Source organism: Paracoccus sp. UBA5162, assembly GCF_002413585.1.
GTDB lineage: Bacteria > Pseudomonadota > Alphaproteobacteria > Rhodobacterales > Rhodobacteraceae > Paracoccus.
This window is the reverse complement of record NZ_DHXG01000003.1, coordinates 15335-29998: the sequence shown is the minus strand read 5'-3', so window position 1 is coordinate 29998 and position 14664 is coordinate 15335. Positions and strand designations below refer to the sequence as shown.

20 protein-coding genes are annotated in these 14664 nt (G+C 63.8%); 14 read left to right on the top strand and 6 right to left on the bottom strand.

Features of this window, described 5'->3' with window-relative positions:
• The 7 genes from B4A72_RS00645 to B4A72_RS00615 all read left to right on the top strand — a co-directional run.
• Positions 1–137 (top strand): zinc-binding dehydrogenase (locus B4A72_RS00645; RefSeq protein WP_292977942.1); only part of this gene is annotated, 137 nt, incomplete at its 5' end.
• A gap of 148 nt (positions 138–285) precedes the next feature.
• The gene (locus B4A72_RS00640) at positions 286–825 is read left to right on the top strand and encodes a hypothetical protein (protein ID WP_292977940.1); all 540 of its coding nucleotides are present in this window, start codon (positions 286–288) and stop codon (positions 823–825) included.
• A 2-nt stretch (positions 826–827) separates the two neighbouring features.
• The gene (locus B4A72_RS00635) at positions 828–1694 is read left to right on the top strand and encodes a glycosyltransferase family 2 protein (RefSeq protein WP_292959104.1); all 867 of its coding nucleotides are present in this window, start codon (positions 828–830) and stop codon (positions 1692–1694) included.
• 124 nt (positions 1695–1818) lie between these two features.
• Positions 1819–2328, top strand: a complete 510-nt coding sequence (gene fabA, locus B4A72_RS00630; RefSeq protein ID WP_292977939.1) for a bifunctional 3-hydroxydecanoyl-ACP dehydratase/trans-2-decenoyl-ACP isomerase — start codon at positions 1819–1821, stop codon at positions 2326–2328.
• A gap of 20 nt (positions 2329–2348) precedes the next feature.
• Positions 2349–3578, top strand: coding sequence for a beta-ketoacyl-ACP synthase I (gene fabB / locus B4A72_RS00625; protein ID WP_292950702.1), 1230 nt, complete (start codon positions 2349–2351; stop codon positions 3576–3578).
• A gap of 28 nt (positions 3579–3606) precedes the next feature.
• Positions 3607–4395 (top strand): enoyl-ACP reductase FabI, encoded by a 789-nt coding sequence (locus B4A72_RS00620; RefSeq protein WP_292950704.1) that lies wholly within the window; start codon positions 3607–3609, stop codon positions 4393–4395.
• Between the two features lie 17 nt (positions 4396–4412).
• Positions 4413–5237 carry an alpha/beta fold hydrolase gene (locus B4A72_RS00615; RefSeq protein WP_292950706.1) on the top strand — a complete coding sequence of 275 codons (825 nt, stop codon included), beginning with the start codon at positions 4413–4415 and terminating at the stop codon, positions 5235–5237.
• Here the strand turns inward: B4A72_RS00615 and B4A72_RS00610 are convergent.
• Positions 5228–5704, bottom strand: a complete 477-nt coding sequence (locus tag B4A72_RS00610) for a dihydrofolate reductase (RefSeq protein WP_292950708.1) — start codon at positions 5702–5704, stop codon at positions 5228–5230. The two genes, B4A72_RS00615 and B4A72_RS00610, sit on opposite strands and share 10 nt — an antisense overlap.
• Before the next feature lie 2 nt (positions 5705–5706).
• Positions 5707–6522 carry a thymidylate synthase gene (locus tag B4A72_RS00605; RefSeq protein ID WP_292977938.1) on the bottom strand — a complete coding sequence of 272 codons (816 nt, stop codon included), beginning with the start codon at positions 6520–6522 and terminating at the stop codon, positions 5707–5709.
• Positions 6523–6652: 130 nt separating this feature from the next.
• Between B4A72_RS00605 and B4A72_RS00600 the strand changes: the two genes are divergently transcribed.
• Complete coding sequence (locus B4A72_RS00600; protein ID WP_292950714.1) at positions 6653–7081, top strand: VOC family protein; 429 nt, start codon at positions 6653–6655, stop codon at positions 7079–7081.
• Between the two features lie 42 nt (positions 7082–7123).
• On the opposite strand, the gene B4A72_RS00595 is transcribed toward B4A72_RS00600, so the two are convergent.
• The 3 genes from B4A72_RS00595 to B4A72_RS00585 all read right to left on the bottom strand — a co-directional run bounded on the left by B4A72_RS00595 (position 7124) and on the right by B4A72_RS00585 (position 8366).
• Positions 7124–7648: a MarR family winged helix-turn-helix transcriptional regulator gene (locus B4A72_RS00595; RefSeq protein WP_292950716.1), complete on the bottom strand. Its 525-nt coding sequence runs from the start codon at positions 7646–7648 to the stop codon at positions 7124–7126.
• Positions 7649–7726: 78 nt separating this feature from the next.
• On the bottom strand, positions 7727–8017 hold the full coding sequence (locus B4A72_RS00590; protein WP_292950718.1) for a succinate dehydrogenase assembly factor 2: 291 nt from the start codon (positions 8015–8017) through the stop codon (positions 7727–7729).
• Positions 8010–8366, bottom strand: a complete 357-nt coding sequence (locus B4A72_RS00585) for a helix-turn-helix domain-containing protein (protein WP_292950720.1) — start codon at positions 8364–8366, stop codon at positions 8010–8012. The genes B4A72_RS00590 and B4A72_RS00585 overlap by 8 nt, the downstream gene beginning before the upstream one ends.
• A gap of 73 nt (positions 8367–8439) precedes the next feature.
• Here B4A72_RS00585 and B4A72_RS00580 point away from each other — a divergent pair, with 73 nt between their 5' ends.
• A complete protein-coding gene (locus tag B4A72_RS00580) occupies positions 8440–9642 on the top strand; it encodes a pyridoxal phosphate-dependent aminotransferase (protein WP_292977937.1) in 1203 nt (400 codons plus the stop codon).
• Positions 9643–9690: 48 nt separating this feature from the next.
• Positions 9691–10062 carry a host attachment protein gene (locus B4A72_RS00575; protein WP_292950724.1) on the top strand — a complete coding sequence of 124 codons (372 nt, stop codon included), beginning with the start codon at positions 9691–9693 and terminating at the stop codon, positions 10060–10062.
• Between the two features lie 193 nt (positions 10063–10255).
• Here B4A72_RS00575 and B4A72_RS00570 read toward each other — a convergent pair whose 3' ends face one another.
• Positions 10256–11038: a 3-hydroxybutyrate dehydrogenase gene (locus B4A72_RS00570; protein WP_292950726.1), complete on the bottom strand. Its 783-nt coding sequence runs from the start codon at positions 11036–11038 to the stop codon at positions 10256–10258.
• Between the two features lie 313 nt (positions 11039–11351).
• Here B4A72_RS00570 and B4A72_RS00565 point away from each other — a divergent pair, with 313 nt between their 5' ends.
• The 4 genes from B4A72_RS00565 to B4A72_RS00550 all read left to right on the top strand — a co-directional run bounded on the left by B4A72_RS00565 (position 11352) and on the right by B4A72_RS00550 (position 14655).
• Positions 11352–13226, top strand: a complete 1875-nt coding sequence (locus tag B4A72_RS00565; RefSeq protein WP_292950728.1) for an extracellular solute-binding protein — start codon at positions 11352–11354, stop codon at positions 13224–13226.
• A complete protein-coding gene (locus tag B4A72_RS00560) occupies positions 13223–13351 on the top strand; it encodes a hypothetical protein (protein ID WP_292950730.1) in 129 nt (42 codons plus the stop codon). Before B4A72_RS00565 ends, B4A72_RS00560 begins: the two co-directional genes overlap by 4 nt.
• Position 13352: 1 nt before the next feature.
• Positions 13353–13676 (top strand): hypothetical protein, encoded by a 324-nt coding sequence (locus tag B4A72_RS00555; RefSeq protein WP_292950732.1) that lies wholly within the window; start codon positions 13353–13355, stop codon positions 13674–13676.
• Positions 13677–13767: 91 nt separating this feature from the next.
• Positions 13768–14655 carry a cation diffusion facilitator family transporter gene (locus tag B4A72_RS00550; RefSeq protein WP_292950734.1) on the top strand — a complete coding sequence of 296 codons (888 nt, stop codon included), beginning with the start codon at positions 13768–13770 and terminating at the stop codon, positions 14653–14655.
• Positions 14656–14664 lie beyond the last annotated feature (9 nt).

Below are 14664 nucleotides of genomic sequence, written 5' to 3'. Positions count from 1 at the left end.
CGCTCTTCGAGACCGGACGGTTGCGCCCTGTCATCCACCAGCGTCTGCCGCTGGCGCAGGCAGCCGAGGCCCACCGCCTGATGGAGGCCAGCACCCACATTGGCAAGCTGCTGCTCGTTACCAGGGCAAGCGAATGACTGTTTGCTGCTTGCTCTCGATGGGGACTGGTGTGGCCGGGCCCGTCAGAGCGCCTGAAGCCCGAAGTCTGAAGCCGCAGCCCATGAGCCGACCGCGAGGGCATTCCTACGGCGTCCCGCCCGTCAGCAGCGACAGGTCCGTGTCGTCGTGCTCCATGGCGAGCATAAGCAGCAGGTAGTCGCGGATGTGCCGGGTGGTCAGGAAGTTTTCCTTGACGTGCTCGTGTCCGGCGGTCCCCACCGCGTCTCGGAGCTCGGGATCGCCGAGCAACTCGACTGCACGGTTGGCCGCGCCCTCCGGCGAGTGCACGAGAAAACCGGTTACGCCGTTGAGGAGCTGCAGCCGGATGCCGCCGACCGCGCCGCCGATGCCGCCGCCAATGCCGCCCGCAACGTGGTGACGGATGGCGATGCGACCGGCGCCGGCGCCGCAGAAACCGCCGCCTCGGCCGCCCAGGATGCCGCCGCCGCGACCGAACAGGCCGCCAGCGCCGCCGTCGCAGCCGCCCGGATCGAGGCCGCGCTGACGCCGGCGGGCTTCGACGCCGACAGGGTCGCGCAGATCATCGACCAGGCGCAGATCCCGCAAATCCAGAAGGAGACGCTTAAAAATCTCGTGACCAGCGCCGGCCAGGATCCGGCGCTGCTGCGCGAGGCGCTGGATCAGGTCAAGGCGGTCATGCAGTGACCATCGCGGCGACCGGGCTGGAGGATTTCCTGCGACGCAAGCCGGCGGCGCTGGCACGCGGACCGCTGGCGATCATCCTGATCGAGGACGACGCTGCCGTCCGGCAGACGCTGGATCATCATCTGAAGCTGGGGTTCCGCCACATCCTTGCCCTGTCGCCCGAGCCTGTCACGCTGCCCGCGGATGGCGCGGACAGGATCAGCAACCTGATTTGGGACACCCGCCGGCGCGACGCCCACAAGGGGGCGGTGGACCGGATCATCCGGGCGGTCGCGCCGGGAACCTGGCTTTATTATTGCCATAACGCCGAGTTCCTGTTCTTCCCGTTTTCCGAAACCCGCAGCGTCGGCGAGTTGCTGGCCTTTCATGCCGAGGAACGGCGCGCGGCGATGCTGACCTATGTCATCGACCTCTATGCCGCCGAACCGGACGTGGCGCCCGATGCGGTCGATCTGTCGGCGGCGCTGTTCGACAGGACCGGCTATTATGCGCTTGGCCGCAAGGATGCCCAGGGCCGCGCGATCGAACGGCAGCTGGATTTTCACGGCGGCCTGCGCTGGCGGTTCGAGGAGCATCTGCCGCCGGACCGGCGGCGGATCGACCGGGTTGCGCTGTTCCGCGCCGCGCCGGGCCTGACGATCACGCCCGATCACCGCTTCAACATCGCGGAATACAACACCTATTCATGTCCCTGGCACCACAACCTGACCGCGACCATCGCCTCTTTCCGGGTCGCCAAGGCGCTGGCGCGCAATCCCGGATCGCGCGGCGCGATCGGCCGGTTCACCTGGCGCCATTCCCATCCCTTCGAATGGCGGGCGCAGCAATTGATGGATCTGGGCCTGATGGAGCCCGGCCAATGGTTCTGAGGCTTGCGCGGCCTCGCCGGCTGTTTCATGGCTTGGACTTGCACCGGCTTCGCGGCGAGTGATAGACGGTGCGTCAACTTGAGAGGGACGGCGCCCGATCGCGCCGAAGGGAAGGCAGGACCGCATGGCGATGACGCAAACCAGTTTCGACCGGAACGACCTGCTGGCCTGCGCCCGAGGCGAATTGTTCGGGTCCGGCAATGCGCAATTGCCCGAACCGCCGATGCTGATGATGGACCGGATCACCGATGTCTCGGAAGATCGCGGCGCGCATGGCAAGGGGCATGTCGTCGCCGAATTCGACATCGACCCCGATCTCTGGTTTTTCGCCTGCCATTTCCCCGGCAACCCGATCATGCCCGGATGCCTTGGCCTTGACGGGCTGTGGCAACTGACCGGCTTCAACCTGGGCTGGCGCGGATGGGAGGGGCGCGGCTATGCGCTTGGCGTGGGCGAGGTCAAGCTGACCGGCATGGTCCGCCCCGACCGCAAGTTGCTGCGCTATTTCGTCGATTTCACCAAGGCGGTTCAGACCCGCCGGCTGACCATGGGCGTGGCGGATGGCCGCGTCGAGGCCGATGGCGAGGTCATCTATCAGGTCAAGGATATGAAGGTCGCGCTGTCGACCAGCTAATCAGCCAGAGGAATCCTCTCATGCGTCGCGTCGTCATCACCGGGCTCGGGATCGTCTCGCCCATCGGCAACAATGCCGCCGAAGTGCTGGAAAGCCTGCGGATCGGCCGCTCGGGCATCGTCTTCGCCCCGGAATATGCCGAACACGGCTTTCGCAGCCAGGTTCACGGAATGCCCCAGATCGTGCTGGAGGATCACATCGACAAGCGCAACCTGCGCTTCATGGGTCCGGGCGCAGCCTACAACTTCATCGCCATGGAACAGGCGGTCAAGGATAGCGGGCTTGAGGAAGGCGACGTCTCGAACCCTCGGACCGGCCTGATCATGGGATCGGGCGGCCCCTCCACGTCGAATTTCTTCGACGCCCACCAGATCGTCATCGAAAAGGGCAGTCCCAAGCGGATGGGGCCCTTCATGGTGACGCGCTGCATGTCGTCCACCAATTCGGCCACGCTGGCCACGCCCTTCCGGATCAAGGGGGTCAACTATTCCATCACCTCGGCCTGTTCGACCAGCGCGCATTGCATCGGCAACGGCGTCGAACAGATCCAGATGGGCAAGCAGGACATCGTCTTCGCCGGCGGCGGCGAGGAACTGGACTGGACCCTGTCCTGCCTGTTCGACGCAATGGGCGCGATGTCCTCGAAATACAACGACACGCCGGAAACCGCCTCGCGCCCCTATGATGCGACGCGCGACGGCTTCGTGATCGCCGGCGGCGGCGGCGTCGTGGTGCTGGAAGAACTGGACCACGCCCTGGCGCGTGGCGCCAAGATCTATGCCGAAGTGACCGGCTACGGCGCGACATCGGACGGCCATGACATGGTTGCCCCGTCGGGCGAGGGCGGCGAAAGGTCCATGCGGCTGGCGCTGGAGACGCTGCCCGAAGGGCGCGAGCTCAGCTATATCAATGCCCATGGGACCTCGACGCCGGTCGGCGATATCGGCGAGGTCAATGCGATCCGCCGCATCTTCGGCGAAGGGGCGACGCCGCCGATCAGTTCGACCAAGTCGCTGACCGGGCACAGCCTGGGCGCGACCGGGGTTCACGAAGCGATCTATTGTCTGCTGATGTTGCAAAATGACTTCATCGCGGCCTCGGCGAATGTCGAGACTCTGGACCCCGCCATCAGACCGAGCGAGATTGCCACCACGCGGGTCGATGAGGCGGGTCTTGACTCGGTGTTGTCGAACAGCTTCGGATTCGGCGGCACCAATGCCTCGCTGCTGCTGTCCAGATACTTGGAATAACAGACAAAACTACGTCGAGGGCTGTCATATGGGCGATCTTCTGAAGGGCAGGCGCGGGCTTGTGATGGGGGTCGCCAACGACCATTCCATCGCCTGGGGCATCGCGCGCGCGGTGGCGGCCGAAGGCGCGGAGCTGGCGTTTTCCTACCAGGGCGAGGCTTTCGGCAAGCGGGTTCAGCCGCTGGCGGCCTCGGTCGGCTCGGATCTGCTGCTGGATGTGGACGTGACCGATGACGCCTCGCTGGATGCGGCTTTCGCGACGCTTGGCGACCGCTGGGGCAAGCTGGATTTCGTCATCCACGCGATCGCCTTTTCCAACAGGAACGAACTGACCGGCCGCTTTCTGAACACCAGTCGCGCGAATTTCAAGCACAGTCTGGACATCAGCTGCTATTCGCTGATCGAGATCGCCCGCCGCGCCCACCCGCTGATGGCCGAAGGCGGTTCGCTGATCACATTGACCTATGGCGGTTCGAACCGGGTGACGCCGTTCTACAATGTCATGGGCGTGGCCAAGGCGGCGCTGGAATCGAGCGTGCGCTATCTTGCGAATGACCTGGGGCCGGATGGAATCCGGGTCAACGCGATATCGCCCGGCCCGATGAAGACGCTGGCGGGGGCGGCCATCGGCGGAGCGCGCCGGACCTTTCGCCACACCGAAATGAATGCCCCGCTGCGCGCCAATGCCACACTGGACGCGATCGGCGGAACTGCGGTCTGGCTGCTGTCGGATTGGGGCGCCTGCACGACGGGCGAGATCGTGATGGTCGATGGCGGCTATCACGTTCTGGGAATGCCGCAAAGCGAGAACCTGTAGGGCCGGAAGGGAAACCCATGCCGCATTTCGTCGCCGGGGACGGCGCGAAGATCGCCTATCGTGACGCGGGCCGGGGCCTTCCGGTGCTGTGCCTTGCCGGGCTGACCCGGAACATGGACGATTTCGACTACCTTGCGCCGCATCTTCCGGATCTGCGGCTGATCCGCATGGATTATCGCGGCCGCGGGCAATCGGATCATACCGGCGCCGCGACCTATACCGTGCCACAGGAAGCCAAGGACGCGCTGGCGCTGCTGGATCATCTGGGCATCGGCAAGGCCGCCCTTCTGGGTACCTCGCGTGGCGGGTTGATCGGGCTGTTGCTGGCGGCCGCCGCCCATGATCGCCTGCTGGGCCTGTGTCTCAATGATGTCGGTCCTCAGATCGAACGTGCGGGCCTTGAACGCATCTTCGATTATGTCGGCCGCAACCCTTCGGCGCCGACTCATGCGGCGCTGGCCGAACGCCTGCCCGCTGCGATGCCCGGCTTCGCGAATGTCCCCGCAGGCCGCTGGCTGGCCGATGCGCGAAAGCACTACGACCAGACGCCGGACGGGCTGCAAATCAGATACGACCCTGCCCTGCGCGAGGCATTTCTGGCGGCGTTCGATGGCGAGGCGCCCGATCTCTGGCCGCTCTGGCGCGCGACCGAAGGTTTGCCGGTGGCCCTGATCCGCGGCGCCAATTCCGACCTGCTGTCGCCCGACGTCGCGGCGCGGATGCGGTCTCTTCGCCCCGACACCATCTTTGCCGAGGTGCCGGATCGCGCGCATGTCCCCTGGCTGGACGAGCCGGAAAGCCTGTCGGTCCTGCGCCGCTGGATCGCGGCGATTCAGGGCTGACGGATCAGTTCGCGCACGATCGCGGGCGGTTCGGCCTGCAGCGGGCGCGCAGCGATCTGCCGCCAGTCGCCTTCGTCGAAATCGGGAAAGAACGCCTCGGCGCCGGAAACGGTCGTCGCGACTTCGGTCAGCAGCAGCCGGTCGGCCAGCGGCAGCGCCTCGGCAAAGACCCGCTGACCGCCGATGACGTAGACGCGGAAATGGCCCTGATCCTCGCAGAACCGGATCGCCTCGGTCAGTCCGGCAAAGACGTTTTCCGCCACGCGGGCATCGCGCGACAAGACGCAGTTCAGCCGGTTCTTCAGCGGCCGGACAGGCAGGCTTTCCCATGTCCTGCGGCCCATGATCAGCGCGCCGCCGGTCGTCTCGCGCTGAAACATCCGCAGATCCTGCGGGATGTGCCACGGGATCCGGTTGTCCTTGCCGATGGCGCCATCCTGCGCGCGGGCGACGATCAGGCTGAGCATGGTCAGACCGCCACAGGTGCCCGGATCGCCGGCGCGGGATCGTAGTCGAGAAACCGGAAATCGTCATGGCGGAAATCGAAGATCGAGGTCACGTCGCGGGCCAGTTCCAGCCGCGGCAGTGGTCGCGGCGCGCGGCCCAGTTGCGTCTTCACCTGTTCGAGATGGTTCAGATAGATATGCGCATCGCCGATCGAGTGGATGAAATCGCCCGGCTCGTAACCCGTCACATGAGCCAGCATCACCAGAAGCAGCGCGTAGGAGGCGATGTTGAACGGCACGCCCAGGAACATGTCGGCCGAACGTTGATACAGTTGCAGATGCATCTTGCCGCCCGCGATCCGGACCTGCCACAGCGTGTGACAGGGCGGCAGGGCCATGCGGTCGATGTCGCCGGGATTCCACGCCGTCACGATCAGACGCCTGCTGTCGGGCGTCGTGCGGATCGTCTCGACCAGGGTCGCGATCTGGTCGATCTCTCCGGCGACAGGCCCCTCAGGGCCTTGCCGAATCATGGGAAAATGCCGCCATTGATGGCCATAGACGGGTCCGAGATCGCCCTTTTCATCGGCCCATTCGTCCCAGATCGAAACGCCGTTCTCGCGCAGATAGGCGATATTCGTCTCGCCCGACAGAAACCACAAAAGTTCGTGGATGATGGATCGCAGGTGCAGTTTCTTGGTCGTGACCAGCGGAAATCCCTCGGCCAACCGATAGCGGCATTGCAGCCCGAAATGCGAGATCGTGCCGGTGCCGGTGCGGTCGGTGGATTCGACGCCCTGTTCCAGCACCGTTGTCAGCGCCTCCAGATATTGACGCATCGCCCCTCCCGTGTTCACCGTGACACCTGATGTCGCATGAGTATCCGCGAAGGTCCAGCATTTGCACCCAAGGCGAGGTGGTGCCACATTGCCGGCCAACGGCACGATGCCGCGACAGAAAGGAAACCGCATGACCATTCGCTATCTGCATACGATGTGCCGCGTGAAGGATCTGGACAAGACGATGGATTTCTTCCGCCTGCTGGGGCTGGAGGAAACCCGCCGCATCGACAACGACAAGGGTCGCTTCACCCTGGTTTTCATGGCGCCGCCGGGACAACCGGAAACGCCGGTCGAACTGACCTATAACTGGGACGGCGACGATGGCCTGCCCTCGGACAGCCGGCATTTCGGCCACCTGGCCTATCGTGTCGGCAATATCTACGAGATGTGCCAGAAGCTGATGGATGCAGGCGTCACGATCAACCGCCCGCCCCGCGACGGCCACATGGCCTTCGTGCGCAGTCCCGACAACATCTCGATCGAGCTTTTGCAGGATGGCGACGCGCTGCCATCGCAGGAGCCCTGGGCCAGCATGGACAATACCGGCCACTGGTGAGGGACCGATGGCGGCGCGGACCAGGCCCGCGTCGCTGTTCGGTCAGTAGATATAGCGGATCTGCTCGGTCCAGAATCGCTCGATCCGGCGGCTTTGAAGATTGACCTGTTCCAGCGGGGGATCCTCCAGCACGCCGGACAGGGCCAGGCCTTCGGCATGGCGAATGAACAACTGGTGCACCGTTTCGCGCACCGCGATTCCCTCAGGCGTCAGCCTGACCCGGACCGAACGGCGATCCAGGTCCGAACGTTCATGGTGGACATAGCCCATCGTCACCAGCTTCTTCAGATTGTAGCTGACATTGCTGCCCTGATACATGCCGCGTGATCGCAATTCGCCCGCGCTGACCTCGGCCTCGCCCAGATTATAGAGGATCATGGCCTGCACCGGCGTCAGATCGTTGCGGTTCAGACGCTCGAATTCATCCTTCACCAGATCCAGCATCAACCGATGCATCCGTTCAAGAAGTTGCAGCGATTCCAGATAGGCTTCGGCCAGTTCGCTGGCCTCTTCCGGCGCGGGGGCAGAGATCGAGCTTCGGTCATATTGTGTGGCATGGCGCAGCATGGCAGGTCGTTCCCGTCTGTCTTTCATGATCTGCAAGATGACAGACAAAAGAGAATCTTCCGTAAACGGCGAACCTTCTTATCGGGGCCGAGTCGCAGCACTTGCGGCGATGCGGTCCAGAATGTCGGAAAAACCCGCCGGACCGCGTCTCCCGTCTGCGACCGGCGCCAGCCGCGCGGTGACCCACAGATACAGGTCCTGATCGTTTTCCAGCAGCAAATCCTCGTATTTCCGTAACAGGGGATCGGGCAGATCGGGCAAATTCCTGTCGGCGAAGCAGCCCAGAATCAGGTCCATTTCCTTCATGCCGCGCCGCCAGCTTCGCATCCGCAACCGCCGCAGCCGTATCTCGGGTGTTTCCTCAGTCACAGGCCAGCAAATCCTCGATCCGGTCCATGCGCCGCGCTGCTTCGTTCAGCAAACGGCGAAGGTCGCGCAGTTCGGCGGCGATGGCACCCGGGCCCGATTCGCCCGTTGAAGGCCCCCTTCCGTCGCCGGTCATCAGCCATATCAGCGAGACGCCAAGAATTCCGGACAGCCTGCCCAGCAACGACGCGCGCGGCTCGGCCTGATCGCTTTCCCAGCCCTCCAGCGTCTCGGTCCGCACGCCCAGGCGCGCAGCCAGCTCCCCGACTTCCAGCCCTGCACCCTCACGCGCGGCGGTCAGACGGTCGCCCAGCGTCGCCTCGCCGTCACCATATCCATGCCCGTCTTCCATGTTCCCCCCGCTTGTGGCTTTTGCGCGCACACCGTAAGCCATGCGAAGACGCAGATCAAACCAGAGGCCCCCGATGGCGTTCATTTCCGACCGAATGGCGCGTATCAAGCCGTCGCCAACCATGGCCATGACCGCCCGCGCGGCCGAATTGCGCGCCGAGGGGCGCGACGTCATCAGCCTGTCGGCGGGAGAGCCCGATTTCGACACGCCCGTCCATATCCGCGAGGCCGCCAAGGCGGCGATCGACGCCGGCCACACGCGCTATACCGTCGTGGATGGCATGCCTTCGCTGAAACGCGCGATCGCCGCAAAATTCGCGCGCGAGAACGGCCTGGACTATGCCCCCGCGCAGATCACGGTCGGCACCGGGGGCAAGCAGATCCTGTTCAATGCGCTGATGGCAACGCTGGATCAGGGCGACGAGGTGATCGTGCCGGCGCCCTACTGGGTCAGCTACCCCGACATGGTCCTGCTGGCGGGCGGAAGGCCGGTCGTGATCGAATGCGGTATCGAGCACGGCTTTCGCCTGACGCCGGACGCGCTGGAGGCGGCGATCACGCCGCGCACGAAGTGGCTGATCCTGAATTCGCCCTCGAACCCATCGGGCGCGGGCTATTCGCGCACGCGGATCCAGGCGCTGAGCGATGTTCTGCTGCGCCATCCCCATGTCTGGATCCTCAGCGACGACATTTACGAACATCTGGTCTTTGACGGCTTCGAATTCGCCACCCCGGCCCAGGTCGAGCCGCGGCTGAAGAACCGCATCCTGACCATGAACGGAGTCAGCAAGTCCTATGCGATGACCGGCTGGCGAATCGGATATGGCGCGGGCCCCGAAAGCCTGATCCGCGCCATGGCCAAGTTGCAATCGCAATCGACCTCGAATCCCTGTTCGATCAGCCAACATGCGGCCGAGGCGGCGCTGAGCGGCCCGCAGGATTATGTCAGCGACAGCCGGGCCGCGTTCCAGCGCCGCCGCGATCTGATCGTGGCCGGCCTGAACGATTGCCCCGGCATCGAATGCCCGATTCCGCAGGGGGCGTTCTATGTCTATCCCTCGATAGCCAGGCTGATCGGCAGGACCAGCGCGGCGGGAACGCCGATAGACAGCGACGAAGCCTTCGCCAATGCCCTGCTGGAGGAAAGCGGCGTCGCGGTCGTCTTCGGTGCGGCCTTCGGGCTAAGCCCGCATTTCCGCATCTCCTACGCCGCCAGCGACGAGGTGCTGGCCGATGCCGTGGCGCGGATCCGCCGTTTCTGCGAAGGCTGCAACTGAGATTCTTCTGGCGCGTTGGAACGGGCAAGCAATCGGAAGGAGCATGATATGCTGTCTCGCAATGCCCTGGTCGTCGTCGCCGATGGCCATACGGCCACGCTGTTTCGCAACCGCGCGCGTCACGGACTGGAACTGGAACAGACCCGGTCCCTGAGCCAGAAGGATTTCGCGGATGCCGAACTGGAATCCGAATCCTCGCGCGATGTGGATGAAGCCGCTTTCGCCAGCGGCCTGGCCGATTTCCTCAATGACCTGGTGCTGCGTGGCAAGGCCGACGAGGTCGCGGTGATCGCGGATCCGACCACCCTGGGCACCATGCGAAAGAAATATCACAAGGAATTGCAGCAGCGGCTTGCGAAGGAAATCGCGAAGACGCTGACCGGGGCGGATGCGGGGTCGGTGCAGCGCGCCCTGAGCTGAAACGGCCCTCATTCCCTGCCAGGATGCCTGCGCCGCCCCGTCCACGGGGCGGCGTTCACTCTGCACCGCCTGGGGTCAGTTACCGCATCCCGGACGGTTTCCCAGGATGACGAAGGACCGCGAAGCGCCGGTTCTTTTCGGCCCGGCACCGCGCTTGGCGATCGAACCCGGGCGGAACCGCCGGCTGATGTCGTCACATGGCCGTCCAGCCGCCATCGACGCTGATCGTGGTGCCGGTGATCTGGGCCGCGGCGTCGCTGCATAAAAATACCGCCGTGCCGCCGATTTCCTCGACGGTGGCGAATTCCTTTGACGGCTGACGCTGTAGCATCACGTTCCGGATCACGTCCTCGCGGCTCATGTCGTATTCTTTCATCGTGTCGGGAATCTGTGCCTCGACCAGCGGAGTCAGCACATAGCCCGGACAGATCGCGTTGCAGGTGATCTTTTCCTCGGCGGTTTCCAGCGCCGCCACCTTGGTCAGCCCGACGACGCCATGCTTGGCCGCGACATAGGCCGATTTGAACGGGCTGGCGGTCAGCCCATGGGCCGAGGCGATGTTGACGATCCGCCCCCAGCCGGCCTTGCGCATCATCGGCAGCGCGGCGGCGCTGGTGTGGAAGGCCGAAGACAGGTTGATCGCGATGATCGCGTTCCATTTCTCGATCGGGAATTCGGGAATCGGCGCGACATGCTGGATACCCGCATTGTTGACCAGAATATCGCAGGAGCCGGCCTTCTCGATCAGTTCGCGGCATTCTTCGGGGCTGGACATGTCGGCCTTGATATAGCGCACTTTCACGCTGTGTTGCCGGGCCAGCTTTTCGGCCAGGGCATGATCCTCGTCCCGGTCGGTAAAGCTGTTCAGCACCAGATCGGCACCCGTGCGTGCCAGTTCGTTTGCCACGCCCAGGCCGATGCCGGAATTCGATCCGGTCACGACCGCCGTCTTTCCTGTCAGGAATCTTTCGAACATTGGTTCCCCCAATCATGGTCCTTTCCGCCCGCGAACCGGCATGCCATCGGGACCGTTGCAACCGCAAACTGCAACCTTTGTCCTGTCGCGGCAACCAGGCGACAGGACTGCCCGGAACATAAAAAAAGCGCCCGCACAAGGCGGGCGCAAGTCATGAGGCAGGTTTCATACAGGCAAGAAACCTATCGAGCAGTAAGACACTTATACGCGAGTCCTTGCCCGAGTCCAACAGCGAAGTTGGCCGCGCCATTGACGCCCGGCGGACGAGCCTGTTGAAATCCATGCCAAACAAAGAATGACGAGGCAGGCGGCGATGCGAATCTTCAAAATCCCTAACAAATGCGCGATCAAACGTGCCTTGCTGGCGTTGGTGGCGGGCCTGTTCACTGTTGCATCAATGCCTCTGGCAAGTCTTGGAAAACCTGCTCATGGCATTGCAATGTATGGAGAACCTGCCCTGGAAGCGGGCTTCGATCAGATGCCGTACGCGAATCCGGCCGCACCGAAAGGCGGGTCGATTCGGCTGGCGGAACCGGGCGGATTCGACTCGTTGAAACCCTGGGTGCTGAAGGGCAATCCGGTCTGGCCGATCCTGTTCCAGCCCGGACTGCTGACGGAAACGCTGATGTATCGCTCGCTGGATGAGCCGTTCACGCTCTATGGCCTTCTGGCCGACACCGTAGAGACCGATCCCGAGCGGACCTGGGTCGAATTCACCCTGCGCCCCGAAGCCAGGTTCTCGGATGGCAGTCCGGTCACGGTGGAGGACGTGATGTGGTCCTATGAGACCTTGGGCACACAGGGTCATCCCCGCTATCGGGGCGCCTGGGCCAAGGTCGAGAAGATGGAACAGACGGGCGAGCGCAAGATCCGCTTTACCTTCAAGGAAAAGGATCGCGAACTGGCGATGCTGATGGGAATGAGGCCGATTCTCAAGAAGGCACAGTGGGAGGGCCGCGATTTCAGCCTTTCGGGTCTGGATGCGCCGATCGCGTCGGGACCCTATGTCATCGACAGCGTCGATCCCGGCCGTTCCATCACCTTCAGACGCAATCCCGATTACTGGGGCGCGGATCTGAACGTGCGCAAGGGCCAGAACAACTTCGACGAGATCCGCTTTGACTACTTCGGCGACGCCAATGCCATGTTCGAGGCATTCAAGGCCGGTGAGATCAGCGTATGGCGCGAATTGTCGCCCCGCAAATGGGACGAGGAATACGACTTTCCGCTGGCGGCGCAGGGCAAGGTGGTGAAATCCGAGATCGGCAACGAACGGCCCTCGGGGATCATGGGGTTGGTGATGAATACCCGCAACCCGCTGTTTGCCGACTGGCGCGTGCGGCAGGCGATGATCGAGGCATTCAACTTTCAGTTCATCAACGCGACGCTGAATGGCGGCAGGGAACCGCGCATCACGTCCTATTTCGCCAATTCCAGCCTCGCCATGCGTCCCGGCCCGGCCGAGGGCCGGGTGGCCGACCTGCTGCGCCCCTTCGCAGCGGACCTGCCGCCCGGTACGCTGGACGGCTATACCCTGCCCGAGGGCGCCGACCGCCCGCTGGACCGCAAGGGCCTGCGCCGCGCGCTGAAGCTGATGGAAGAGGCCGGCTGGACGGTGCAGGACGGCCGGATGAAGAACGCCGAGGGCCGCCCCTTCGCCTTCGAGATCGTGCTGAACCAGTCGGGCAGCGCCATGCGGACAGCCTCGGAAACCCAGCAGATCGTCGATATCTATATCGAGGCGCTGCGCAATCTGGGCATCTTTCCCCGCGTCACCGAACTGGATTCCGCGCAATATGTCGAGCGGACGAACAATTTCCAGTTCGACATGACCTGGTATGAACGCGCGCTGTCGCTGTCGCCCGGCAATGAACAGATGCTGTATTGGGGATCGGCGGCAGCCGACCAGCCGGGCAGCCGCAACTGGATGGGCATGAAGAACCCCGCCGTGGACGCAATGATCGCCGAAATACTGAACGCCGGCAGTGACGACGATTTCAACGCCGCCGTCCGCGCGCTGGACCGTGTGCTGACCGCGGGCCGGTATGTGATCCCGGTCAGTTTCTCGCCGGTCTCGCGTCTGGCCCACGACGCCAACCTGTCGTATCCTGAGAAGGCAACGCCGCTTTACGGAGATTGGCCGGGTTTCATGCCCGAGCTTTGGTGGCAAGATGAGGCAGAGAGATGAAAGCAACGATCTTCACGCTGCTGGCCTGCACGATCCTGGCCGGCTGCAACACCGTCGCCGGCATCGGCGAGGACATTACCGGCAGCGCCCGCTGGGCGCAGCAGGGCCTGCCCAGAGGATATTGAGATGAAGTGGCATCATGTTCAGGAAAACTGGTCGGCCTTCTACGAAGCGATCCAGGACAAGTGGCCCGAGGCCGATGAGGCCGAGCTGGACGAGATCGACGGCGATCAACGCGGTTTCGTGCGCTATATCTCGGAATTGACCGGGCAGGACCCGTCCGAATCGCGCGAGGAGATCCGCGAATGGCTGCGCGGCGAAATTCCATCGGATGTGGTCATGGACCCGATCCACGACAATCATTCGATCGCGCTCAGTTCCAAATACGTCAACGAGGGCGAGGATGAATATGACGACGATGCCCGCTTCGGCGACGACGAGGAAGAATAGGCCGACGCCGCGCCGGATCGCGGTTGAGTTCTTGTTCCCGATCTGCAAAAGGGCGCGGCTCTAGACCTTCGTGACCGGAGATTGCCTTCCCATGACCCAGACGATCAGGATCGGCATCGGCAGTATCGTGGTGGGGCTGGTGGTGCTGGCGCTGAAGACGCTGGCATGGTGGGTGACCGGCTCGGTCGCGCTGCTGTCGGATGCGCTGGAAAGCACGGTGAATGTGGCGGCGGCGGTCGCAGCGCTGATCGCGATTCGCATCGCCGCGAAGCCCGCCGATCACGGTCATCCCTATGGCCACCACAAGGCCGAGTTCTTCAGCGCCGTGCTGGAGGGCGTCCTGATCATCGTCGCCGCGCTGGTGATCCTGCGCAAATCCTATTACGGCATCCTTGCGCCCACGCCGCTGGAGGCGCCGGCCCTGGGGCTGGCGATCAACGTGGCTGCGGGCGTGCTGAACAGCATCTGGTGCTGGGTGCTGATCAGCCGCGGCCGCCACCATCAGTCGCCCGCCCTCGTCGCCGATGGCAAGCATCTTCTGGCCGATGTGATCACCTCGGCCGGTGTGGTCCTGGGGGTTCTGCTGGCGGTGGCGACGGGTTATGCGATCCTCGACCCGATCCTCGCGGCGCTTGTGGCACTGAACATTCTCTGGTCCGGCTGGAAGCTGATGACCAGTTCGCTCAGCGGCCTGATGGACGAAGCGGTATCGCAAGATCTGATGCGTGTCATCCGCGAGACGATCGCGGATCGCGCCGAGGGTGCGATCGAGGCCCATGATCTGCGGACCCGCCAGGCCGGATCCGCGACCTTCATCGACTTTCATCTGGTCGTGGATGGTGCGACCAGCGTGTCCGAGGCACACCAGATCTGCGACCGGATCGAAACGGCGCTGAAGGCCAAACTGACCGAGGCCCAGATCACCATCCATGTCGAACCCGACAACAAGGCGAAACATGCCGGTATCCTGGTGCTCTAGGCGACGCGC

Bases quoted from the DNA above. Each gene is read 5' to 3' on its own strand.
- B4A72_RS00570 (WP_292950726.1), bottom strand. From the start codon at position 11,038: ATGTTCGAAAGATTCCTGACAGGAAAGACGGCGGTCGTGACCGGATCG.
- B4A72_RS00610 (WP_292950708.1), bottom strand. From the start codon at position 5,704: ATGCTCAGCCTGATCGTCGCCCGCGCGCAGGATGGCGCCATCGGCAAG.
- B4A72_RS00555 (WP_292950732.1), top strand. From the start codon at position 13,353: ATGAAGTGGCATCATGTTCAGGAAAACTGGTCGGCCTTCTACGAAGCG.
- B4A72_RS00585 (WP_292950720.1), bottom strand. From the start codon at position 8,366: ATGGAAGACGGGCATGGATATGGTGACGGCGAGGCGACGCTGGGCGAC.
- B4A72_RS00565 (WP_292950728.1), top strand. From the start codon at position 11,352: ATGCGAATCTTCAAAATCCCTAACAAATGCGCGATCAAACGTGCCTTG.
- B4A72_RS00595 (WP_292950716.1), bottom strand. From the start codon at position 7,648: ATGCTGCGCCATGCCACACAATATGACCGAAGCTCGATCTCTGCCCCC.
- B4A72_RS00575 (WP_292950724.1), top strand. From the start codon at position 9,691: ATGCTGTCTCGCAATGCCCTGGTCGTCGTCGCCGATGGCCATACGGCC.
- B4A72_RS00550 (WP_292950734.1), top strand. From the start codon at position 13,768: ATGACCCAGACGATCAGGATCGGCATCGGCAGTATCGTGGTGGGGCTG.
- fabA (WP_292977939.1), top strand. From the start codon at position 1,819: ATGGCGATGACGCAAACCAGTTTCGACCGGAACGACCTGCTGGCCTGC.
- B4A72_RS00620 (WP_292950704.1), top strand. From the start codon at position 3,607: ATGGGCGATCTTCTGAAGGGCAGGCGCGGGCTTGTGATGGGGGTCGCC.
- B4A72_RS00615 (WP_292950706.1), top strand. From the start codon at position 4,413: ATGCCGCATTTCGTCGCCGGGGACGGCGCGAAGATCGCCTATCGTGAC.
- B4A72_RS00600 (WP_292950714.1), top strand. From the start codon at position 6,653: ATGACCATTCGCTATCTGCATACGATGTGCCGCGTGAAGGATCTGGAC.
- B4A72_RS00605 (WP_292977938.1), bottom strand. From the start codon at position 6,522: ATGCGTCAATATCTGGAGGCGCTGACAACGGTGCTGGAACAGGGCGTC.
- B4A72_RS00560 (WP_292950730.1), top strand. From the start codon at position 13,223: ATGAAAGCAACGATCTTCACGCTGCTGGCCTGCACGATCCTGGCCGGC.
- fabB (WP_292950702.1), top strand. From the start codon at position 2,349: ATGCGTCGCGTCGTCATCACCGGGCTCGGGATCGTCTCGCCCATCGGC.
- B4A72_RS00580 (WP_292977937.1), top strand. From the start codon at position 8,440: ATGGCGTTCATTTCCGACCGAATGGCGCGTATCAAGCCGTCGCCAACC.